At 69.0% G+C, this 20785-nt stretch carries 22 protein-coding genes; 15 read left to right on the top strand and 7 right to left on the bottom strand.

From position 1 onward, the window contains the following. Positions 1 to 3 precede the first annotated feature (3 nt). The 5 genes from PSS76_RS19805 to PSS76_RS19785 all read left to right on the top strand — a co-directional run bounded on the left by PSS76_RS19805 (position 4) and on the right by PSS76_RS19785 (position 4219). The gene (locus PSS76_RS19805; RefSeq protein ID WP_337456565.1) at positions 4 to 1155 is read left to right on the top strand and encodes an amidohydrolase; all 1152 of its coding nucleotides are present in this window, start codon (positions 4 to 6) and stop codon (positions 1153 to 1155) included. 16 nt (positions 1156 to 1171) lie between these two features. Next, positions 1172 to 1795, top strand: coding sequence for a class I SAM-dependent methyltransferase (locus tag PSS76_RS19800; protein ID WP_064058322.1), 624 nt, complete (start codon positions 1172 to 1174; stop codon positions 1793 to 1795). Between the two features lie 153 nt (positions 1796 to 1948). Next, positions 1949 to 2437: a DUF1269 domain-containing protein gene (locus tag PSS76_RS19795; protein ID WP_022593766.1), complete on the top strand. Its 489-nt coding sequence runs from the start codon at positions 1949 to 1951 to the stop codon at positions 2435 to 2437. 31 nt (positions 2438 to 2468) lie between these two features. Continuing rightward, a complete protein-coding gene (locus PSS76_RS19790; RefSeq protein ID WP_337456564.1) occupies positions 2469 to 3662 on the top strand; it encodes an AI-2E family transporter in 1194 nt (397 codons plus the stop codon). A gap of 131 nt (positions 3663 to 3793) precedes the next feature. Next, positions 3794 to 4219: a hypothetical protein gene (locus PSS76_RS19785; RefSeq protein WP_236733788.1), complete on the top strand. Its 426-nt coding sequence runs from the start codon at positions 3794 to 3796 to the stop codon at positions 4217 to 4219. 38 nt (positions 4220 to 4257) lie between these two features. On the opposite strand, the gene PSS76_RS19780 is transcribed toward PSS76_RS19785, so the two are convergent. From PSS76_RS19780 to PSS76_RS19770, 3 genes are all read right to left on the bottom strand, one after another. Next, the gene (locus PSS76_RS19780) at positions 4258 to 5214 is read right to left on the bottom strand and encodes an alpha/beta fold hydrolase (protein ID WP_064058263.1); all 957 of its coding nucleotides are present in this window, start codon (positions 5212 to 5214) and stop codon (positions 4258 to 4260) included. Positions 5215 to 5449: 235 nt separating this feature from the next. Continuing rightward, entirely contained in the window at positions 5450 to 6256 is an 807-nt protein-coding gene (locus PSS76_RS19775) for an IclR family transcriptional regulator (RefSeq protein WP_231814231.1), read from the bottom strand. Positions 6257 to 6296: 40 nt separating this feature from the next. Continuing rightward, on the bottom strand, positions 6297 to 7073 hold the full coding sequence (locus tag PSS76_RS19770) for an SDR family oxidoreductase (protein ID WP_005515950.1): 777 nt from the start codon (positions 7071 to 7073) through the stop codon (positions 6297 to 6299). A 129-nt stretch (positions 7074 to 7202) separates the two neighbouring features. Between PSS76_RS19770 and PSS76_RS19765 the strand changes: the two genes are divergently transcribed. Further along, on the top strand, positions 7203 to 7832 hold the full coding sequence (locus tag PSS76_RS19765) for a TetR family transcriptional regulator (protein WP_013414710.1): 630 nt from the start codon (positions 7203 to 7205) through the stop codon (positions 7830 to 7832). 46 nt (positions 7833 to 7878) lie between these two features. Then, positions 7879 to 8304, top strand: coding sequence for an SRPBCC family protein (locus tag PSS76_RS19760; protein ID WP_081185839.1), 426 nt, complete (start codon positions 7879 to 7881; stop codon positions 8302 to 8304). Positions 8305 to 8372: 68 nt separating this feature from the next. On the opposite strand, the gene PSS76_RS19755 is transcribed toward PSS76_RS19760, so the two are convergent. Continuing rightward, entirely contained in the window at positions 8373 to 9635 is a 1263-nt protein-coding gene (locus PSS76_RS19755; RefSeq protein WP_337456563.1) for a hypothetical protein, read from the bottom strand. A 146-nt stretch (positions 9636 to 9781) separates the two neighbouring features. Between PSS76_RS19755 and PSS76_RS19750 the strand changes: the two genes are divergently transcribed. The 4 genes from PSS76_RS19750 (at position 9782) to PSS76_RS19735 (ending at position 12393) form a co-directional block, all read left to right on the top strand. Beyond that, positions 9782 to 10336, top strand: coding sequence for a Fur family transcriptional regulator (locus tag PSS76_RS19750; protein WP_081185844.1), 555 nt, complete (start codon positions 9782 to 9784; stop codon positions 10334 to 10336). Then, positions 10333 to 11799, top strand: a complete 1467-nt coding sequence (locus PSS76_RS19745) for a catalase (protein ID WP_005515946.1) — start codon at positions 10333 to 10335, stop codon at positions 11797 to 11799. Before PSS76_RS19750 ends, PSS76_RS19745 begins: the two co-directional genes overlap by 4 nt. 136 nt (positions 11800 to 11935) lie before the next feature. Beyond that, positions 11936 to 12133: a hypothetical protein gene (locus PSS76_RS19740; protein WP_005515945.1), complete on the top strand. Its 198-nt coding sequence runs from the start codon at positions 11936 to 11938 to the stop codon at positions 12131 to 12133. Positions 12134 to 12189: 56 nt separating this feature from the next. Further along, positions 12190 to 12393 (top strand): hypothetical protein, encoded by a 204-nt coding sequence (locus PSS76_RS19735; protein ID WP_005515944.1) that lies wholly within the window; start codon positions 12190 to 12192, stop codon positions 12391 to 12393. A 176-nt stretch (positions 12394 to 12569) separates the two neighbouring features. Here the strand turns inward: PSS76_RS19735 and PSS76_RS19730 are convergent, their stop codons facing one another. Continuing rightward, positions 12570 to 14036, bottom strand: coding sequence for a pyridoxal phosphate-dependent decarboxylase family protein (locus PSS76_RS19730; RefSeq protein ID WP_337456562.1), 1467 nt, complete (start codon positions 14034 to 14036; stop codon positions 12570 to 12572). Then, positions 14036 to 15400 (bottom strand): MFS transporter, encoded by a 1365-nt coding sequence (locus tag PSS76_RS19725; RefSeq protein WP_013414713.1) that lies wholly within the window; start codon positions 15398 to 15400, stop codon positions 14036 to 14038. Before PSS76_RS19725 ends, PSS76_RS19730 begins: the two co-directional genes overlap by 1 nt. 156 nt (positions 15401 to 15556) lie before the next feature. On the opposite strand from PSS76_RS19725, the gene PSS76_RS19720 reads away from it, so the two are divergent. Beyond that, complete coding sequence (locus PSS76_RS19720) at positions 15557 to 16369, top strand: metal-dependent hydrolase (RefSeq protein ID WP_005515941.1); 813 nt, start codon at positions 15557 to 15559, stop codon at positions 16367 to 16369. A gap of 40 nt (positions 16370 to 16409) precedes the next feature. Here PSS76_RS19720 and PSS76_RS19715 read toward each other — a convergent pair whose 3' ends face one another. Next, positions 16410 to 17519, bottom strand: coding sequence for an Rv3169 family protein (locus PSS76_RS19715; RefSeq protein ID WP_337456561.1), 1110 nt, complete (start codon positions 17517 to 17519; stop codon positions 16410 to 16412). 287 nt (positions 17520 to 17806) lie between these two features. On the opposite strand from PSS76_RS19715, the gene PSS76_RS19710 reads away from it, so the two are divergent. The 3 genes from PSS76_RS19710 to PSS76_RS19700 all read left to right on the top strand — a co-directional run bounded on the left by PSS76_RS19710 (position 17807) and on the right by PSS76_RS19700 (position 20754). Next, complete coding sequence (locus tag PSS76_RS19710; RefSeq protein ID WP_337456560.1) at positions 17807 to 19561, top strand: cholesterol oxidase substrate-binding domain-containing protein; 1755 nt, start codon at positions 17807 to 17809, stop codon at positions 19559 to 19561. A 53-nt stretch (positions 19562 to 19614) separates the two neighbouring features. Then, positions 19615 to 20067 (top strand): hypothetical protein, encoded by a 453-nt coding sequence (locus PSS76_RS19705; protein WP_337456559.1) that lies wholly within the window; start codon positions 19615 to 19617, stop codon positions 20065 to 20067. 222 nt (positions 20068 to 20289) lie between these two features. Continuing rightward, a complete protein-coding gene (locus tag PSS76_RS19700) occupies positions 20290 to 20754 on the top strand; it encodes a DUF1360 domain-containing protein (RefSeq protein ID WP_337456558.1) in 465 nt (154 codons plus the stop codon). Positions 20755 to 20785: the final 31 nt, after the last annotated feature.

The raw sequence follows: 20785 nt of genomic DNA, 5'->3' as shown, positions 1-20785 counted from the left end.
CGCATGGGTATCGATCACGAGCGGCTCGTCGCCTGGCGACGGGATCTGCACGCCCATCCCGAACTGTCCTTCGAGGAGTTCCGGACTACCGAGCTCGTCCGCGACCAGCTTCGCCGGGTGGGGCTCGATCCGGTGCTGCTGCCGAGCGGCACCGGGTTGTGGTGCGACGTCGGCCCGGACACCGCCACCTGCCTCGCGTTGCGGGCCGACCTCGACGCGCTCCCGTTGACGGAGGCCACCGGAGCGCCGTACGCGTCCACAGTCGACGGGGTGTGTCACGCCTGCGGGCACGATGCGCACACCGCGATGCTGCTCGAGGCCGCGACCGTTCTGGCGGCCGAGCCGCCCCCGCATCGGGTGCGCCTGATCTTCCAGCCGGGGGAGGAGACGACACCGGGGGGTTCCGTCGGAGTCGTCGCCGCCGGTGCGCTCGAGGGCGTCTCGCGGATCTTCGCCCTGCACTGCGCTCCACAGCTCGAGGCCGGCAAGATGGCCACACGGGCCGGCCCGATCACTTCGTCCGGTGCCATGCTCACGGTCCGGCTGTCCTCTCCCGGAGGCCATTCGGCGCGCCCACACCTGACGGGTGATCTGATCTTCGCTGCCGCCGTGTTGGTGACCGGGCTGGCGTCGGTGCTCGACCGCCGCCTCGACGCCCGCACCGCCACCGTGTTGACGTGGGGCCGGATCCGGGCCGGACGGGTCCACAACGCGATACCCGAGTCCGGGGAGCTGGTGGGCACCCTGCGCAGCGCGTCGCATCGGACGTGGGCCACGGTGGAGCCGCTGGTGCGGCGAGCCGTCACAGACCTTCTCGCGCCCTACGGCGTCGAGCACGAACTCGAGTACGTGCAGGGCGTGCCGCCGGTGGTCAACGACCCGGAGGCGACGGCCGAGATGATCTCCGCGATCCAGTCCGTCGTCGGGCTGGAAAATCTGGCCGAGGCCGGGCAGTCCAGCGGCGGCGAGGATTTCGCGTGGTACCTCGAGCACGTTCCCGGTGCCATGGCGCGGCTGGGCGTCTGGGACGGCATCGGTCCGCGGCGCGATCTCCACACACCCGACTTCGACCTGGACGAGCGTGCCCTCGTGGACGGGGTGCGGACTTTCCTCGCCCTCGCCTACGGTGGGGACGTCGATCGGTCGGGGGAGTGAGGAACGGGAGGCTGTGGTGGGGTTCTACGCGGATCGGATCGTCCCGCGCCTGGTGGACGTGTCGTGCGGGATGTCGCTGACGGAAGCGTCCCGGAGGCGGGCGTGCGCGGGCCTGCACGGTCGCGTGCTCGAGATCGGTTTCGGCTCGGGCCTCAACATCCCCTTCTACCCGGACGCGGTCGAATCCGTCAGCGCCGTCGAACCGGCCGACGAGGCATGGAAGCTCGCCGCGAAGCGCCTGGCCCGGTCCCGCGTCCCGGTCGAACGGTCCGGCCTCGACGGTCAGGCCCTGCCGTTCGCCGACAACACCTTCGACACCGCGCTGTCCACCTGGACGATGTGCACCATCCCGGACGTCGACGCGGCGTTGCGTGAGGTGCGACGTGTCCTGAAGCCCGGGGGGACACTGCACTTCGTCGAACACGGGCTCGCGCCGCACGACAAGGTCCGGCGTTGGCAGCGCCGCTTCGAACCGATCCAGAAGGCGGTCGCCGGTGGCTGCCATCTCACGCGCGACATCCCGGCGCTCCTGCGCGGTGCGGGCTTCGAGGTTCGTGATCTGGACACCTTCTACGAAAAGGGCGCGCCGAAGATCATGGGTGCGCTGTCGTTGGGCGTCACGGAGCCGGTCGCAGGTTGATCGGCGGCGCCGGGGTGTGGGTCGCACCGTCTCGACGCATCCGGAGCGACCGGGTGGCTCGGGACTTCATCCGAAAGGTGTGAGTTCTCGCGAGGGTTCAGCTTCTACGGTGCTGACAGGGCCGATCCGGCTCTCGATCCCGAGGAGATGATCATGGCAGGAACACTGACTGTCTGGAAGTTCGCGTCCCCCACCGGAGCCGATACCGCCGTCGCGACGTTGGAAGACCTGCGCAAGCAGGAACTGCTCACCGTTCACGATGCGGCAGTGGTGAGCTGGCCGGAGGGCCGCAAGAAGCCGAAGACCCGGCAGCTGCACAATCTGGCCGGCGCGGGCGCACTCGGTGGCGCCTTCTGGGGACTGCTCTTCGGCATTCTGTTCTTCGTCCCCCTGATCGGCGTCGCCGTCGGGGCGGCCGTCGGGGCGCTGACCGGGGCGCTGACCGACGTCGGAATCGACGACGACTTCATCAAGCGACTCAAGGACCAGATCACCCCGGGGACGTCGGCGCTCTTCGTGCTCACCTCGGATGCGACGCTCGACCGAGTGCACGACGAGTTCCACGGCCAGCACGCCGAACTGATCTCCACCAATCTGTCCCACGAGCAGGAGGCGCACCTCCGAGAGGTGTTCGCGGACTGACCGGTAACCCACTCTCGGTCCGGGAGGGACGATGACCCGCTCACCCAGAACTCGATCCGACCGGACCGCGCCCGCGGTGCCGGTGCCCGCCCTGACGCCGGCGCCGTGGGCGATCCCGCGCGGGCTGATCGTGCTCCTCGCCGGCGCGGGCGCCGTGGTGTCGATCGCCGGGATCAAGGTCTTCGCGGGGATCCTCGGCCCGGTGTTCCTGGCGCTCATGCTCACCGTCGCGGTGCAGCCGATCCAGTCCTGGATGCAGCGTCGCGGGCTTCCGGCGTGGATCGGAATGATCACCACGGTGCTCGTGGTGTACCTGATCCTCATCGGGCTGATCGCGGCCCTGGCGGTGTCCGCCGCCCAACTGGCCACCCAGCTGCCGCAGTATTCGGACACGGTGGACGACCTGCTGGAGGACGTCCGATCGTTCCTGGCCGGGGCGGGTGTGAACTCCGAGCAGATCCACCACATGCTCAGCAGCGTCGACGTCGGTAAGGTCGTCGGACTGATCGAATCGGCGCTGCAGGGTCTTCTCGGGGTGTTCTCCAACCTCTTCTTCATCCTGGCGCTGCTGTTGTTCATGGCGTTCGACGGGATGAGCATCGGCAGGAAGATGCAGATCGTCGCCCGAAGTCGGCCCGAGATCGCCTACGCACTATCGACTTTCGCTGCGGGAACCCGTAAGTACCTGATCGTGTCCACCGTGTTCGGCCTCATCGTGGCGGTGCTCGACGGCGGGGCGCTGTGGCTGATGGGAGTGCCACTTCCGGTGCTGTGGGCGCTGCTGTCTTTCATCACGAACTACATACCCAACATCGGATTCGTGATCGGCGTGATCCCGCCGGCATTGCTCGCACTGCTCGACGGCGGTCCCGGCCTGATGGTGTGGGTCATCGTGGTCTACTGCGTGATCAACTTCGTCATCCAGTCGATCATCCAGCCGAAGTTCGTCGGCGATGCCGTCGGGATGAGTGTGACGGTGACGTTCCTGGCGTTGGTGTTCTGGGCCTGGGTACTCGGCCCGCTCGGCGCGTTGCTCGCCATTCCGATGACCCTGCTGGTCAAGGCCATGCTTCTCGACATCGATCCGGCCAGCCGATGGGTGAACGTCCTGATCGGAGGGGACGTGCGGAGCGATGCGGTTGCGGCGGAGGTCGACCCGCCGCCTCCCGCACCGGACACCGACCGGCGAGAGCCGGACCCGCAGCCGGTCCTTCCGACCACCTGACGGGGTTCCACCGAGCCGTCTCGGGACTCGTCCCACGTCCGGTTCCATTGCGCCACGCGGTGAATGAGCTCGCGGCCGCGCGACGCTCACGCAGACCGCTGTGGCGTGCAAACCGCCCTATACTCGGCGGGGTGGACAGCGCAGCAGATGCCTCCGAGCCCACCGGCCGGCTGACGTTCCGGACCGTGTACGGCGGCCCGGACGTGCCCGGTGAGTGGATCGCTGCGGTCACCCGCATGAAGCGCCGGCTGGGTGGGCTCCACTTCTCCTACGACCTGGACGTGCTGCTGCACGTCGGGGGATCGATCTCGTCGACGGACGGGCCGACCGGGCTGCGGAACCCGCGGGTCTCGGTCGCGAAGCGCTCCGTGACTGCCCAGATCCACATCGGTCGCGCCGATGTCGAGACGGCGGAGGACCCCGATGCGTTCGTGCGCGAGACGGTCGCTCGTGCGGTCGGGGAACTGATCGAGCGCATCGCGGCCAAGGACAGCGGTGTGGATGCGGCGGCAGAGGAGTCCAAGCTGGGAATCCTGGCCGGGGCAGAGGGAGACTAGCCCCTCCGTAGCCCGGTTCCGGTCACGCGTCGACCAGGTCAGCGCGTCGGGACGTGCTCGTCGAGGAACCTCTGTGTCGACTCGGCAATCTCCGCCGCGTGGGCGTGGAAGAGATAGTGGTGACCGTCCATGACCGCGACCCGCTGGATCGACGGGTTGCTGATCGCGGCGCGGTGCGCGGACTCCCACTCCGGCTCCACTTCGAGTGAGGAGGAGGCGAGGAACGACAGGGCCGGCAGCGTCGGCGGGAACACCGCGCCCTCGGCCGCCTGCACGTTCTGTGCGCCACGAGCCATCTCGTCCAGTACGGTCGGATTCAACACCCACGAATACGCCCGCAGGTACAGGTCTTGTTGCTCGGAGGTGAATTCGGCGGCGCCGCCCAGACTCTCCCTGTAGTCGGCTACCAGTCCCAGGTAATCGGTGCTCTTGTCCAGCGCGATGAGATCCCGGGTCCCTCCTGCGGCGTTCACGATGGACATCCAACTCGGCCAGTCCGGCGAGCCGTGGGCGGCATCGGTGGTGTAACGCTCGTCGTCGAGCCCCACCACGGCGGCAACCTCGTCCGGGTAGTGGGTGGTCCACCACATCGCGTACAGCCCGGAAACGGAGTGCGGCATGAGAACGTACGGGCCGTCGAATCCCAATTCTGCTACCGCGGAACGAGTCTCGTCGACGATCACCTCGCTGGTGCGGGGAGCGTCGGTGCCGTCGCTGAGTCCCGTGCCGAAGGGTTCGACGGTGACTACTGTGTTCTGCTCTGCCAGACGCTGTGCGAGAGGGCCGAAACCGATGATCGGCTCCGGGGTGGCCAGGCCCGGCATCAGGACGATGGTCCGTGGTCCCGACCCCTGCACCGCGACGCTCATCCGGTGTCCGTCCACGTCGACGTACCGGTGTTGGGGGCCGATCAGCTGCTCGATGGCCTGCTTGTCGCGCGGCGTCTGCCACCAGTGGAAGGCGGTCGAAATCGCGACTGCCGCAACGATGAGCACGGCCAGCCCCGTGAAAGTCCATCCCGCCGCACGAATCAGCCGGCGTCGTCGTTTCGGGGGCGGTGATTCCTCTGTTTCCCAATATGTTTCGCTATCGACGCGCTCGTCCGAAAGCGCTTCGGCGACGGATGGATCAGGCCTCCCCGTAATCCCCATGGGGTCAACCTATCCGACGAGCGGTCTACCGCGGGCCGTTTTTACTACATTGCGTAGTAATGGGGTCGGGCCGGCCAGGTCAAGCGGAGAGCAACTGCACCGATGCGGCGAGAGCCGTGGCCACGACCCGTCCGGTCTCGAGAACGAGCGGCGCGCATCGCTCGAGCCGCGGGGCGTCCGTGGACCCGCCGCACAGGGACACCGCGGCGACAGTCCCGCCGTCCACCCGGATCGGTGCCCCCACGCACATCACGCCGGTCGTCGACTCGTCGCGGGCGAACGCCACACCGCGCCGGGTCCGCACGCGACCCAGATCGCGGTGCAGTGCGGGCAGATCCGCGATCGTCCGATCGGTGCAGCGCCGCATCGGCGTGCCGGCGTACTCCTGGTCGATCTGCTCGGGGACCAGGCTTGCGAGGATCGCCTTGCCCGCGGCGGTGGCGTGTGCCGGGACCCGGCCCCCGACACGAACATTCGACGGCGAGTCCGGCCGGGCACCGATCCGGTCGAGGTACAGCAGGTCGGTGCCGCCCAGTACTCCGAGGTGCACGACCAGGCCCGTGCGGTGGTGCAGGTCGTTGAGCGCCGACGCCGCGGCCGCGCGGATCTGGCCGTGGTGCCCCTCGCCGCCGCCGAGCCGGTGCAGGCGCGGCCCGAGGTGGTAACCGCCGGGGGAATGCTCCACCCAGCCCAGGCGCAGGAGTGAATCGAGAATGCGATGGACCGTCGACCGCGGCAGCCGGGTGCGCCGCGCGAGTTCCTCGAGCGGCACCCGTGAGGAGAAACCGCCGAAGGCGTCGAGGATGACCGTCATCCGATCGACCATCGACGGCGGCACCGCGCGGTCTGTGGGGGAGATGTCAGTCGGCCGACCGAACGTCGTCACGATCGCTCCTTTCCTGGCCGCGGCCGAATGATGTTGCGGACTACCAGCTCTGATCGCCGCGGAGGACCGCGTCGGCGCCGCCGTCCACGAACACCACCTGACCGGTGACGTGCGTGTTCGCGGGGGAGGTGAGCCACGCCAGCAGCGGCGCCACCTGCTCCGGGCGGGCGTGACCGTTCAGTGGCATCGGCACGGCACCGTCGATCGCCTGGCGTCCGGCTTCGGTGTCGAGCATCGCCTGGATCATCGGCGTGACGATCGTGCCCGGGGCGATCGCGTTGAGCGGGATGCCGGCCTTCGCCCACTCGGGCGTGATCGCGGTGCGGCGCACCCATCGCGCGATCGCGGCCTTCGACGACGCGTAGACCTGCGCCCCGTCGCCCTGCGCCACGGCCGCACTCGCAGCTGCGACGGCGGCCGCCTCGTCTCCGGCGAGAGCGGCGTCGACGATCGCCGGATCGGACGGATGCAGCGACGCGACCGACGAGATCACCACCGCGCGAGGATCGGTCCCGGCCGCCAGGAGCGGGCGCAGGCCCTCGAGCGTCGCGACCGCGCCGAAGTAGTTGACCTTGATGGTGAGCGGATCGAACAGCGCCACACCGGCGCACGCGACGACGCCGTCGAGACGTCCGCCGGTGAGCTCGCGGGCCTGCTCCACGAGGGCAGCGCGGCCCTCGTCGGTGGCGAGGTCGGCGGTGATGTCCGCGTCGCGCAGGTCTGCGCCGATCACGCGGTCGCCCTGTGCGCGCAGGTGCGAAGCGGTTGCGGCGCCGATTCCGGAGGCGCTGCCGGTGACGAGGAATGTGCGGGGCATGTCCTGCCCTTTCGAGTCGAGGGAGGCGGTGTCGGGTGATCGGCACCACTTTCCGAGTGCCAATCTGTGCCAGGATGCCAGTCTGTGCCACCCTGCTACTGTGTGTCAAGACACATTCGGAGGTGCTTGGTGAAACGCGACCAGCGTGGTTTGGCCGAACGGCGACGCGACGCCGTGCGCATGGACATTGCGGCGGCCGCCGCGAAACTGTTCATCGCCGACGGCTTCGACGCGACGTCGGTCGAGGACATCGCGCAGGGTGCCGGAATCTCCGTGCGGACGTTCTACCGGCACTGTGAGGCCAAGGAGGACACCCTGACGGCGGTGCTCACCTCCGGCATTCGAGACTTCGCGGAGAACCTCGCCGCCCGCCCGTCGACGGATTCCGTGGCGACCGCCGTGCACGAGGCGTTCGTCGAGTGTGTGCGTCAGGACCGGTACGCCTCCCTCGTCTCCACGCGCGACCTCTTCGTCATCATGACGTCGGTGCCCGGCATCCGCGCCCGGTGGATGGTGGCGGCGCACGACCTCGCCGACGACGTGCGGCCGCACCTCGCCGAGCGGGCGGGCCTGGACCCGGCGGGCATCGAGGCCCGCCTGCTGTCGCACATGCTGCTCGGCGCCCTCACCGTGGCAATCGAGTACTGGGTGACGTGCGATCCGAACGACCCCGGCGGGCCGGCCGACGTCGGTGAGCTGGCGGCGTCCGCGCTGTCGGTGCTCCGCCTGGACGTCGACCGGTCGCCCCGAAACGTTTGACCCCACCCCCATCGGAAGAAGCTCTACAGCGGAAACGGAGACACACATGGCTCGGTCACTCGTACGCAGCATCGCCGTCGCGGCCGACGCGGACAGCGTCTGGTCCCACATCGGCGCCTTCGACGGCCTGGGGACGTGGCACCCCAGCGTCCCGCCGGCCGAAATCGAGGGCGATCCGACGCAGGTCGGCTCGATCCGTACCTTCTCGGTCGACGGCCGCGTCGTCGCCCGCGAGGAACTCGTCGCCCGCGATCCCGAGGGGCACAGCTACAGCTACGAGGTGCTCGACCCGATGCTCCCGATCAGCGACTACGTCGCCACCCTCGCGGTGATCCCACAGGGGGACAAGTCCGAGATCCGTTGGAGCGCAACCTACGAGTCCGAGGACGACGCGGTCGCCACCGTCGAGCAGATCTTCGGCGACGGCGTCTACGTCGCCGGACTCCAGGCGGTGCAGGCGCACTTCGCCTGATCCGCTCGGACGTACGAGCTGAAGGGTCCCTTCATGCGCTGCCAGCGCACGAAGGGACCCTTCAGCTGTTACTCGGGGGGTGCGTCAGCGGCGGGACCCGGATACTGCAGATGCGCCACGAGGACCCGGTTGGCGGGATCGGCGAACGGATCCGGTGGGATCCAGTGGACGTTGCCGCGGATGCGGACGTCGAGGTCCACCGATTCGATTGTCCCGCTCAGGGATCGAACGGTGAGCCCGCCGTGGGCGATCCATTCTGTGCCGTCGGGGCCGTGATCGATGTCGGCCCGACGGGCGGCGGCCCGCACCCGAACGACGGTGGCCGGGTCGTCGACCGGGATCAGTCGGCGCGCGTCGTCGAGCACCCGGACGGGATGCGGTGGTGGGTCGACGCGCACCGTTCCGTGCCGGCGGTCGAGTTGCATGTGCGGCTCGGTCGTGCCGAGTAGATACAGGCTTCCGTCGACGACGACGCTGCGTCCGCCCTCTGTGCACACGCGCTCGACGCTCAACGACCCGTCGTCCTCCTGATCGCAGCGGAACACATCGTGGTCGGACGTGATCCAGCAGCCGTCCGAGTCGGCGTGGACGGCGCGGGTCCAGATTTCACGCGGCCGCTCAGCGGCCATGGGCAGTAGGTACTCGACGATCCGGGGCGGTGTCATGCCGGTGTCGATGTGCAGCAGAACGGGATCGGCCCGATCCATCACCCAGATATCGGTCCCGTCCACGGAGACCGCGCCCGCCACGAACTCCGAGTCGGTCGCGGGGACGTCGTCGAGATCCAGATCGAGCAGCACGCCCACCGGGACGTACGGGTCGTCGTCCGTCCGGGGCTCCTGGCTCGACCAGAAGATGTGCGGCGTCGCCTCGACCTCGGTCAGACGCTCGCTGCCCCCGATGCGGCGGATGCCGGTCGGCGTCTGTTCGAACAGTTGACTGACCACACGCACCCGCCGTACGCGTCCGCGCACCGGCGGAGGACTGTCGGGCCCCATGATCAAGTCGGCGAAGAGGGTTCCGCGGACCTCGACTCGGCCGGTGGTCGGCCGGTCCGCCCACCACGAGCAGGACCAGCCGTCGCCGGACAACTCGTGCAACCAGCGCAGGCCTCTCGCCGGATTGCTTCCGGGCATGCGCCCGTAAGTCGGCCGTGCGGTGGCTCGGAAGGTCTGCGTGTACGACGCGGATGGGGTCTCCGTCTCGCCGAATGTCAGGGAGGTTTCGACGAGGTCGCCCACCGCCGGCGGGTCGAGGGAACAGTCGTCGAGGATCCATCCGGGAACGAACACGGCGAGCGTGCGACGGGCCGATGCGATTGTCACCGTCATACCCCGCGCACTAGGGAGGACCGACGGGCGACGCCGTCGGGCGCGGGGGCACCAGGTCGGAGATTAGCAGGCATCTGCCCGAACGGGGCCTTTTCTGGATCTAATCGTTATCTTGACTAATTCCAGAAAAGGGGCATACTGGGATCATGCAACAAGGAGAGCACGACTTCGACCCCCGCGCCGAGCTGCGCGGCGCTGGTCTGCGGGTCACCGCTCCACGCGTTGCGGTCTTGAACACCGTTGCCGCCAATCCGCATTCGGATGCGGACCAGGTCGCCACCGAGGTGCGTCGTCAGCTCGGGTCGGTTTCGACGCAGGCGGTCTACGACGTGCTCGGGGCCTGTGTCCGCGTGGGGTTGTTGCGCCGCATCGAGCCCGCGGGTTCGCCGGCGCGGTACGAGACCCGCACCGCGGACAACCACCACCACCTGGTGTGCCGCTCGTGCGGCACGGTCGTCGACGTCGACTGCGTCGTCGGCCACGCTCCCTGCCTGGAGCCCTCGAGCAACCACGGCTTCGAGATCGACGAGGCCGAGGTGGTGTTCTGGGGCCTGTGTTCCGATTGCCGACACGATTCGGCGAAAACCGGGGCACAGTCCGTTACCAGCTCACAGAATCAAGACGATGTGCCCGGATCGGGTGGGTCGATCACTTCGAAGACAGCCACAGCCCGTCAGCGCCAAGGAGGCTTCGCACAATGACGTCCATTCAGCCACGTCCCACGACGAACGACTTCGGGATTCCCGTCAACAGCGACAACGAATCCCTCACCGCCGGGACGCAGGGACCCATTCTCCTGCACGACCACTACCTGATCGAGAAGCTCGCGCACTTCAACCGTGAGCGGGTGCCCGAGCGTGTCGTGCACGCCAAGGGTGGCGGCGCATTCGGCGAGTTGGTCATCACCGGAGACGTCAGTAAGTACACGAAGGCGAAGTTCCTTCAGCCGGGCAAGAAGACGGAGTCGCTGGTGCGCTTCTCCACCGTCGCCGGCGAGCAGGGCAGCCCCGACACGTGGCGCGACCCGCGCGGCTTCGCGATGAAGTTCTACACCGAGGACGGCAACTACGACCTCGTCGGCAACAACACGCCGGTGTTCTTCATCAAGGATCCGATCAAGTTCCCGGACTTCATCCACTCGCAGAAGCGGCTACCCGGGTCCGGTCTGCGCGACCACAACATGCAGTGGGATTTCTGGACGCTGCGTCCCGAGTCCGCGCACCAGGTGACGTGGCTGATGGGCGACCGCGGCATCCCGAAGACGTGGCGCCACATGGACGGTTTCGGTTCGCACACCTACCAGTGGGTGAACGAGGCCGGTGAGCGGTTCTGGGTGAAGTACCACTTCAAGACCGATCAGGGCATCGAGTTCCTCACGCAGGCCGAGGCCGACGAGCTGGCCGGTTCCGACCCCGATCACCACCGGGCCGATCTGTACGACTCGATCGAGCGTGGCGAGTTCCCGAGCTGGACCATGAAGGTGCAGATCATGCCGGTCGCCGAGGCGGAGGGCTACCGCTTCAACCCGTTCGACCTCACCAAGGTGTGGTCCCAGAAGGACTACCCGCTGATCGAGGTCGGCAAGTGGACCCTCAACCGCAACCCGGAGAACTTCTTCGCACAGATCGAGCAGGCATCGTTCGAACCGTCGAACGTGGTGCCGGGCATCGGCTTCAGCCCCGACAAGATGCTGTTGGGTCGCGTCTTCTCGTACGCCGACGCGCACCGCTACCGGATCGGCGCCAACTACGCCGAACTGCCGGTCAACCGCCCCAAGGCCGAGGTGAACTCGTACTCGCAGGACGGCTCCATGCGGTACACGTTCAACTCGCCGAGCACCCCCGTGTACGCGCCGAACTCGTTCGGTGGGCCGCACGCCGACCCGACGGTGGCGGGCGACGAGGGCATGTGGGGGTTCGACGGTGAGGCCGTGCGTGCCGGGTACATCGAGCACCCGGAGGACGGCGACTTCACGCAGGCCGGAACGCTGGTCCGCGAGGTGCTCGACGACGCGGCCCGCGAGCGGCTGGTGAACAACGTCGTCGGACACGTGCTGGGTGGAGTGAAGGAGCCCGTGCTCTCCCGCGTCTTCGACTACTGGAAGAACGTGGACGCCGAACTCGGCAAGAAGATCGAGGAAGGCGTGCGCGCCGGCCAGCAGTAGGCCGATCGCACGAGACCCGGGCCCGTCGAATCTCGACGGGCCCGGGTCTTCGTTCTTCCCTCCGATCGCCGCACTGTTTCGGTGCTGCCCGGCATGGGTAGTTCGGTCGGCAGAACCCGAGCGAGGAGGAAGAACAGTGCCGGAAGAACCTGATCGCCCCGATCTCGACGATGTCATCGAGCCGACCGTCGCCGCCCCCAAGGACCGACGGGAACACGGGAAGTTTCCGGATCGGCACGAGGACGACTACCTCGAACATCGTGTCCAGCAGGAACGCGTCGCGGCAGGACTCGCGGACTACGACCCGGACGAGGTCCCGCCCGCGAGTGAGTAGTCGGCTGCTGCGGCAGCGCGAGCAGACCATCCGTCGAGCGGGAAGGAAGTGCGGAGATGGCGACGTCCGACGAACACGACGAGCAGTCCGGCCGAGCAACCGCCGGTCAGTCCGGTCAGCCCGGTGAGCATCTGGAGCATCTGGTCGACGACATGGAGAAGAAGGTGGAGGAGGAACGCGACGAGCGCGGAGTCGAGGGCAGCGCCACCGACAGGCACCGGCGCGCGCCCATCGACACCGGCGACGAAGCCCCCGACTGAGCGGGGCCGTCCGGCTAGGGCAGCAGCCCCCACCAGTAGATGAGTGTCGCTGCCAACCACAGGAGCAGGGTGTCCATGATCGCCTCCCGAGAACTCGACGCCTGACTCCATCATGCGCCGTCCACGTCGGGTCTGCGACGTCGGTCCGGGCGCTCGACCTCGTCGCGTCCGGCTCGTCAGGGCTCGAGGAACCGGGCGAGGAACTCGATCAGGAAGCGCTCGGCGACCGCGGGCGGAAGCTCCTCGACGAGCGCGAGGATGTCCGCCTTCGGGCCGTCGAGCCCCGCCCTCGGATCGAGCCCGGCCAGCGCGAGGACGCCCGCACTGATCTCGCTGGTCAGCTCGGCCGGATCGATGTGCGCGGCCGCCGCGACGAACTCTTCCGGGGCGCTCGCCCCGGCGACGCCTCGGACACGATCGGCGGCCTTGGCGAGGGAGGTGATCAGATCGTCGATTACCGCCTCGGTGACCGGTGTGATCGTCAGGTGCGTCGTGCGTGGCAGTACGGTGCCGTCGGACTGGGTGTGGCGCGGCTGCGGCTGCAGCGCCCATCCGTCGTCGGCCGCGGCGTCGGACCAGCGGTGTGGATCGACGCGCCGCTCGGGTGGTGCCGTCTCGTCGGTCGCCACCGAGAGCAGGGGGCCCACCGGCTCACCGACGACGCGCAGACCCTCGAGGTCGTCGATCGCCTCCCGCAGGCGCTGCGTGGCGCGGGCCATCGGGGCGACCAGTTCCCGGAACCCGCACTCGCCCAGGGCTTGCGCGACGGCCCATGCTGCCGCGGCCGGCATCGCGCTGCGCGAGCCCAGCAGTGTGGGATTGACTACCGCGTAGCCGGGCCAGCGGGTGGTCGCGAACCAGTGCGCGCGGTGCCGCTCACGGTCGCGGAACAGCAACAGCGACACACCCTTCGGCGCGTACCCGTACTTGTGCAGATCCACCGACAGGCTCGACACCCCCGGCACCGTGAGATCCCAGCGGCGGTCCTCCAGGCCGGGCCACCAGGGCAGCACCCAACCGCCGATGCAGGCGTCGACGTGCAGAGCGACGTCTTGGGCGGAACACATCTCGGCGATCGGCGCGATCGGATCCAGGGCGCCGTGCGCGTACGACGGCGCGCTCACGACCACCAGGGCGACGTCGGGCGACAGGGCGGCCGCGACGTCGTCGGGGCGCACCCGCGCGGTCACCGGATCGACCGGCAGCACGTGCAGTTTCAGATCGAGGTGGTGCGCCGCCTTGTGGAACGCGGCGTGCGCGGTGGCGCCGACCAGCAGCGTCGGCCGGTGCTCTGCGCCGGTGCGGGCCCGCCACACGTCGCGCGCCGACTTCACTGCGAGCATGCAGCTTTCGGTACCGCCGCTGGTGACGCTGCCGACCACGTCGGGATCGCCGCCCGCGAGTACGTCCCGGCCGAGTGCGACGAGGTCCCGCTCCATCACCGCGATCGACGGAAACGTGGTGGGATCCAGTCCGTTGAGCGACTGCGCCCGCAGGGCGGCCGCGCCCGCGAGATCGGTCAGTTCGGCGACGCCCGGGTCGTACACGTACGACAGGAGGCGCCCACCCGACGTCGGGGCGTCGGAGGCGCGCAGCGCGTCCAGCCGGGCCAGGATCTCGGCGGGCTCGTTCCGCAACTGCATCAGTGGTTTCCGTTCTGTGCGTGGGCCGTCTCGGCCTCGAGTCGGTAGCGCAGCAGCGCGACGATGCTGAGCGCGGTGAGCACGGCCGGGGCGGCCGAGATGGCCAGGACTATGCCGTCGATCGCGGTCTGCGACTGGGTCACCTGCGTGTCGTCGGTGGACGAGACGAATCCGGTGACGGCGAGGATCACCAGCACCAGTGCGGGACCGAGTGCGAGGCCGATCGTCTCCACGGCCGTCCACACGCCGCTGAATGCGCCCGCGCGCACGGTGCCGCCTTCCCGGCGTTCGTGATCGCTGATGACGTCCGGCAGCATCGACATGCCGAGCATCTGCATGCCCGCGTATCCGACGCCGGCCACCGCCACCACCGCGTACACCCACCACCCGACACCGACGAGCAGACCGAGCAGCGCCACCCCGGCCGCGAGGAACAGACTCGACGCCAGCAGGTAGGCGCGGCGTTTGCCCCAGGACCGGACGAGCCACGACCACAACGGCATCACCGCCACCGCCGGGCCGACCAAGGCGGCGAACAGGAACGACACCGAGCGCTCGTTGCCGAGCACGTAGGTCGCCGCGTACTGCGCGGAGGCCAGCATCGTGCCCGTCGCGAAGGCCTGCAGAGCGGACGCGGTCACCAACATCCGGAACGGGCGGCTCGACCGGACGACCCGCAGCGACGCCGCGAACGACGCCTCCTCTCCGGTCGTGACCTCCGCGGGAGCCTGGCGGGGAGCGATCCTCGACGCCGCGAACATGCCCAGTCCCAGGAGCGCGCCCGCGACGACACCCATCACGAGGTACCCCCAGCGTCCCCCGCCGCCGAGTTCCCGAAGCTCCGGTCCGCCCGCGCCGAACAGCAGGATCGCGATGCCCAGCACGGCGACCCGCCACGCCATCAAGCGCGCCCGCTCGTGATAGTCGTCGGTGAGTTCGGCGGGCATCGCGATGTAGGGAACCTGGAAGAGACTGAAGGCCACTGCGGACGCGATGAACGCCACGCCCACCCACACCGCGCCCACCGTCGCGTCGACACCGTCGGGCACCGCGAAGGTGAGCGCGAAGAAGACCGGGAGCAGCGCGGCGCCGACCCGCAGGAACAATTGCCGACTGCCCGTCCGGCGGGCCCACGAATCGCTCAGCGTGCCGATCGCCGGATTGAGCACCACGTCGAGCGCCTTGGGCGCGAACACCACGAACGTGGCGACCGCGGCCGCCACGCCGAGCGTGTCGGTGAGGTAGTACGCGAGGACCAGCCCGGGCAGCGTCGAGAAGCCGCCGGTACCGACCGATCCCAGTGCGTAGCCGCGGATGGTCGCAGGGCTCAGCCGTGTCGCCGGCGGCGCGGAGGTGCTCGTCATGGCGTCAATCTAGGTGAGTATCCCGGCCTGAGCAGGCGGTTCGAGCGGCGTGTCGGTGGGCGTTGCTAGCGTCTGCTGAGAGGGGTCCGAGGCTGCCGCGTCGGGCCCCTCAGTCATAGATGGTGTGTTGTTCGTGCTCGAAAGGTGCTGTCCCAGATGGTGATGGGTGCAACCCATGCAATGTCCGGTGCCGCGGTCGGTCTCGCCGTCGCGGATCTGCTTCCGACGGACTGGGGCGGGCCCACCTCCACCGCCGAGACGTTCGCATTCGCGGGCGTGTGCGCGGGTGCCGCGCTGCTGCCGGACCTCGACACCACCCAGTCCACCGTCGCACGCTCGTTCGGGCCGATCTCGAAGGCCCTCGCCGCGGGGATCGACACACTCTCGCTCGGCGTGTACCGGGTGACGAAGGGCCGCAAGGACGCGAACCGGCGCGGCGGGCACCGCACCTTCACCCACACCGCGCTGTTCGCGATCGGCCTCGGGGCCGGAATCTCGGCGCTGGTCGGGCAGTTCGGCCGCCCCGCCATCATCGTCACGCTCTTCTTCACGTTGGGACTCGCGCTGCGAGGGCTGTTCGGGAGCTGGGCGCGGGACAAGGGGTGGCTGATCGTCACCGCGGTCTCCGCGTTCCTGTCGGTCCTCACCTGGCAGTGGTTTCCCGACCAGGTGGGGTCGACGGGCCTCGGTGTCGCCGTCGCGCTCGGATGCGCGACGCACTGCCTCGGCGACATGATCACCAAGGAGGGCGTGCCGTTCCTGGCGCCGTTCGTGCCGCTCGGCGGACGCCGGTGGTGGGAGTTGCGGTTGCCGTCGTTCCTCGCGATCCGCGCCGGCGGCGGGTTCGAACGAGCCTTCCTCGGGCCGGCGTTGACGCTCGTCGCCGTCGGTCTCGCGTTGTGGTCCGTCGACGGTGCGCCGGAGGCGATCACCGACGCGCTGCGCAACTCGGTGCAGGCGTCCGAGTAGCCACCCCGGAGGGTGGCTTCCGGCGATCGGCTGTCCGGGCTTACGCCCGCGCGCCGTCGAAGTAGCCCTCGAACCCGCTCGGTGCGTGGGGGCCGATGGCGAGCTGTTCGAGGACGCCCAGGCCCTGCCGGTCGCCCCACTGCACCCGCACGACCTGCTGGACGTGGATGTTCTCCGGGGCCGTGTTGTCGAGGTCCTCGACCGCGAACTCCTCCCCGCCTACAGCGAAGTCGCCGTGCCAGTTGCCGTGGCCCCAGGTCGGGTGGGAATAGCCCACACCCCGCTGTCGGAAGGTGAGCAGCGGCTCGAGCTCGATTCGACCGGCGTCCCCGTCGCCGCCGCGCACCTGCAGCGTCGCCCCCTCGGAACGTCGAAGGCCGGGTGCCCAACGGATCTCGTGCTCGACCTGCACGTGCGTGACGGGCAGGTTCGCGCCGACGACCGGACCGTCGTCGCCGATCACCGGCAGCACCACCGACGTCTCCGCCCAGCGGGAACCGCGTTCGTCCTCGAACACCATGTAGTGCAGGCACTGGTCCTCGAAGTGCAGCGGAGCGTAGAGGAAGAACACCTGGTGCTTGCGGGCCTGCGGTGCCGCCGGTGCGGGCTGGCCGACCGGTCGGATGCCCCACGAGCGGTCCTTGGTTCCGGAGACCGGACGGTCCAGGGAGATGTCCTCGTCACCGCTGCGCAGCGTGCCGCTCCAGGTACCGAGTTGAGTGAGGCGGGTGACGTCCATCATCAATGACGAACCGGAATACATTGTCTGCCGAGGCTCTTCGTGGGCCGACGTGCGGGCCCGGTAGGTGAGGTCGGCGACCAGGCCGAACTCCTCGGCGTCCACCCTGACGCGGTTCACGCGCAGTGGCTCGACGACCTCGATGCTGATCGGCCCGATCTTGGTCTCGGTGCGGTCCAAGGGAGCGAGTCCGGAGGCGAATACCGAGCGCTGCACCCCGTTGTGGACGACGCTGAACGACGCGTCGATGATGCCGCGGTTGGGGTAGACCCCGAGTCCGACCGCGAAGTAGACGTCCTCGGCGTAGCCGTTGAACCAGTAGCGGTCGTAGTGGTTGGGGTGCCCGTCGCCCGCGTGCGCGACCGGCAGCGGGGTCTGGTGGATGGGGTAGTCGTCGAAGGGCGTCAGCACAGCACGCCTCCGGCCTCGACGAACGTGCGCTCAGCCGTCACTGCTTCTCCCTGGAATCAGGTTTCACTTTCTGCGGACAGTAGTGAGCGTGTGTGACGCCGTCAACGACCAGGTCTCACCGAGTCGACGAGAATTACGGAACCACTGGCATTGAAATCGAACTTGTTCTAGTTTGACTCCCAGAGTGCGCGGCGAGCCGGTGTGGCCGCCTCCCCGACGAGACGAGCGGAGTCGAACCTGTGGAAGCTGGGCGGAGCGAGAGCGTAGGGAGCAAGCCGCGTAACGAGGTGTCCCGCAGGGGATTTCTCGGCCGGGCCGCCGGTGTCGCGGCGGGCGCCGCGGCGCTGGCCGGGATCGGATGGACCCCGGCGTTCGCGTTGCCGCCGGCCGGATCCCTCGGTTCCGCCGGCGGGCCGGTGTCCAACCTTCCGGTCCCGCCCGCCTTCCCGCAGGACATCCCACTGGCCCAGCAGGGCTACGTGAACTGGGCCAAGGACATCCGCTTCGACGCGGTGTGGACCGCCACCGCCCGCACCCCCGACGACGTCGTGCGGATCGCGAACTGGGCCAGAGACAACGGCTACCGGGTCCGCGCCAAGGGCACCATGCACGGGTGGAGCCCGCTCACCGTCGTGCCCGGAGAGAACGTCGAGAAGACGTTGCTCGTCGACACGATGACCCACCTGAACGGGGTGAGCGTGAACCCGAACGGCACTCCGGCGACCGTGACGGCCGGTGGGGGCGCAAGCCTCGAGGCGATCCTCACCGCGCTGCAGGGACACGGCCTGGGGTGGGCGAACTCGCCGGCGATCGGCGATCTCTCGATCGCCGGTGTCCTCGCGATCGGCGCGCACGGCGCCACCTATCCGGCGGCCGGGGAGACGGTCACGCCAGGCCAGTCGTTCGGGTCGCTGTCGAACCTCGTCACCGCGATGACCGCGGTGGTGTGGGACGCCGCCGCCGACCGCTACGTGTTGCGCGACTTCACCCGTGCCGATCCGGAGATCACGGCACTGCTCACGCATCTGGGCCGCAGCTTCGTCACCTCGGTCACCCTGCAGGCCGGCGCCAACACCCGCCTGCGCTGCCAGAGCATCATGGACATCCCGTGGCAGGAGATGTTCGCGCCCAAAGGATCACCGGGCCGGACGTACGAGCGGTTCGCCGAGGAGTCGGGCCGCGTCGAGGCCATCTGGTTCCCGTTCACCGACAAGCCGTGGCTCAAGATCTGGTCGCCGACGCCGGTGAAGCCGCCGGAGTCACGAGAGGTCTTCGGCCCCTACAACTACTTCTTCACCGACAACCTCCCCGAACCGCTCACCGACCTGCTGGGCCAGGTCGCGGGCGGGATCCAGGCCGCGACACCGGCATTCGGAGTGGGACAGCTCGCGGCGGTGCAGGCCGGGCTCGCACTCACCGACACCGACGACCTGTGGGGTTGGTCCAAGGACGTGCTGTTCTATCTGCGGCACACCACGATGCGGGTCACCGCCGGTGGCGGTGTGGTCGTCACCGAGCGCGCGAACATCCAACGGGTCGTCAACGAGTTCACGACCTGGCACAACAGCCGGATGTCGGAGCTCGCGGCGCAGGGGAAGTACCCGATCAACGGGCCCTTCGAGGTGCGGATGTGCAAGGTCGACGACGATGCCGAGGTGCTGGTCGAGTCGGCCGGCCCGCCGAACCTCTCGGCCGTGCGCCCGCGTCCCGATCATCCCGAGTGGGACACCTGCATCTGGATGAACGTCGTGACCCTGCCCGGCACACCGGGGGCGGCCGAGTACTTCCGCGAGATGGAACGCTGGATGGCGCAGCACTATTCGGGCGACTACGCGACGTTCCGGTCCGAGTGGGCCAAGGGCTGGGGCTTCACCGATCAGGGCGGCTACCGTGACGACGAGTGGCTCGGCCAGACCCTTCCGGCCGCGTACACGACGGGCATCCCGGCGTCGGGCAATTTCGCAGCTGCCCGTGCGTCGCTCAATGCGCACGATCCGCATCGTGTCTTCGCGAACAGCTTCCACGATCGGTTGCTGCCGTAGTTCGGCGGCTTATTCGGCTGCAGCGGCGGCGTGGCCGTAGTAGACCAAGGGGTATGGAACCTTCCCGAATTGCCCGGATGGTCTCGCTGCCGGCCCTCGTGCTCGCCGCCGCGGTCTGGGGTGCCCCCTCGGCCGCGGCGGATGTCACCGATCTCGAGGTCCTGCCCGGCCTGAGCGTCGGAGCGGCGACCCCGTTCGGCGCCGGGTGCACGTACCTCATCGTCGCCGAGACGTCGGACTCAGTCGGGACGCCGAGTGACGAGGGCGTCGGGATAGTCGACTACAACCGGGCCTCGTCCTTCCCGCTCCAGGAGTTTGCGTGGGATCACATCTCGCCCTACTGGCAGAACCCGGTGATCTTCGACCACGCCTTCATGCTCTGGACCCCGACGGCGCCCGGCGAACACGCGCTCATGGCGTACCAGACGTCGGCGGGTGGGCCGGTGGAGAAGGTCATGGTCAATCCCGCGCTTCCACTGGGCCCCCTCTGTTTCGTCGCGCCCTGAGCCGGCGCCCCACACGTCGCAGGTGGAGAGGATCCGAGCGCCGATGCACCAGCGGCCACAGCCCGCCCACGGTGTTGAAGAGGCCGTGGGCTTGGCCAGTCCGAGTCTGGTGGGCGGGACGTTCGGTGGAGCTGTCATACCGCGTCGCTTACCCGTTCCTCGGTCGGTGAACCGTGCCTGTCGCATGGTTCGTCGTCGCGATCGGGGGGTATGCGTCGGTCCATGGTCGAAGACAACGCGTCGCACGCGGGGCACCTCTCGACGTTGGCGCTGTACGGGCTCTCGGTCGCCGCGACCGTCGGGGTGGCCACCGTGACGAAGCGCCCGCTGCGGGGCCGGATGCGAATGCGGGATCTGGTGGTGGCTGCCGCGGCCGCACAGAAGCTCTCGCGCACCGTGACCAAGAGTTCGGTGACGCGGCCGTTGCGCGCGCCGTTCGCCGAGCCTGTGGACGGCGGCGGTCCCGGCGAGGTCGCCGACGTGCCCGCCGGGAAGGGGCTGCGGTCGAGCATCGGGGAACTGCTCACCTGCCCGTTCTGCATGGACGTGTGGGCGATCTCCGGGCTCACCGCCGGGCGGGTGTTCGCCCCGGCGGCCACCGGAGTGGTCACGGACGCGCTGGCGGCGCTGGCGGGTGCGGACTTCCTCCAGCTCGCCTATGCGCGGGCACAGCAGGCGGCGGAATGACGGGCCGGTCGAACGACGAGATGGAGGGCAC

This window comes from Prescottella sp. D32, assembly GCF_037287305.1.
GTDB lineage: Bacteria > Actinomycetota > Actinomycetes > Mycobacteriales > Mycobacteriaceae > Prescottella > Prescottella equi.
Note: the sequence above shows the minus strand (reverse complement) of the source record. Positions and strands in the feature narration are given on the sequence as shown.

Excerpts from the sequence above, each read along its gene's own strand:
- PSS76_RS19805 (WP_337456565.1), top strand. The coding sequence starts at position 4 with ATGGGTATCGATCACGAGCGGCTCGTCGCCTGGCGACGGGATCTGCAC.
- PSS76_RS19795 (WP_022593766.1), top strand. The coding sequence starts at position 1,949 with ATGGCAGGAACACTGACTGTCTGGAAGTTCGCGTCCCCCACCGGAGCC.
- PSS76_RS19790 (WP_337456564.1), top strand. The coding sequence starts at position 2,469 with ATGACCCGCTCACCCAGAACTCGATCCGACCGGACCGCGCCCGCGGTG.
- PSS76_RS19770 (WP_005515950.1), bottom strand. The coding sequence starts at position 7,073 with ATGCCCCGCACATTCCTCGTCACCGGCAGCGCCTCCGGAATCGGCGCC.
- PSS76_RS19760 (WP_081185839.1), top strand. The coding sequence starts at position 7,879 with ATGGCTCGGTCACTCGTACGCAGCATCGCCGTCGCGGCCGACGCGGAC.
- PSS76_RS19755 (WP_337456563.1), bottom strand. The coding sequence starts at position 9,635 with ATGACGGTGACAATCGCATCGGCCCGTCGCACGCTCGCCGTGTTCGTT.
- PSS76_RS19750 (WP_081185844.1), top strand. The coding sequence starts at position 9,782 with ATGCAACAAGGAGAGCACGACTTCGACCCCCGCGCCGAGCTGCGCGGC.
- PSS76_RS19745 (WP_005515946.1), top strand. The coding sequence starts at position 10,333 with ATGACGTCCATTCAGCCACGTCCCACGACGAACGACTTCGGGATTCCC.
- PSS76_RS19735 (WP_005515944.1), top strand. The coding sequence starts at position 12,190 with ATGGCGACGTCCGACGAACACGACGAGCAGTCCGGCCGAGCAACCGCC.
- PSS76_RS19730 (WP_337456562.1), bottom strand. The coding sequence starts at position 14,036 with ATGCAGTTGCGGAACGAGCCCGCCGAGATCCTGGCCCGGCTGGACGCG.
- PSS76_RS19725 (WP_013414713.1), bottom strand. The coding sequence starts at position 15,400 with ATGACGAGCACCTCCGCGCCGCCGGCGACACGGCTGAGCCCTGCGACC.
- PSS76_RS19720 (WP_005515941.1), top strand. The coding sequence starts at position 15,557 with ATGGTGATGGGTGCAACCCATGCAATGTCCGGTGCCGCGGTCGGTCTC.
- PSS76_RS19705 (WP_337456559.1), top strand. The coding sequence starts at position 19,615 with ATGGAACCTTCCCGAATTGCCCGGATGGTCTCGCTGCCGGCCCTCGTG.
- PSS76_RS19700 (WP_337456558.1), top strand. The coding sequence starts at position 20,290 with ATGGTCGAAGACAACGCGTCGCACGCGGGGCACCTCTCGACGTTGGCG.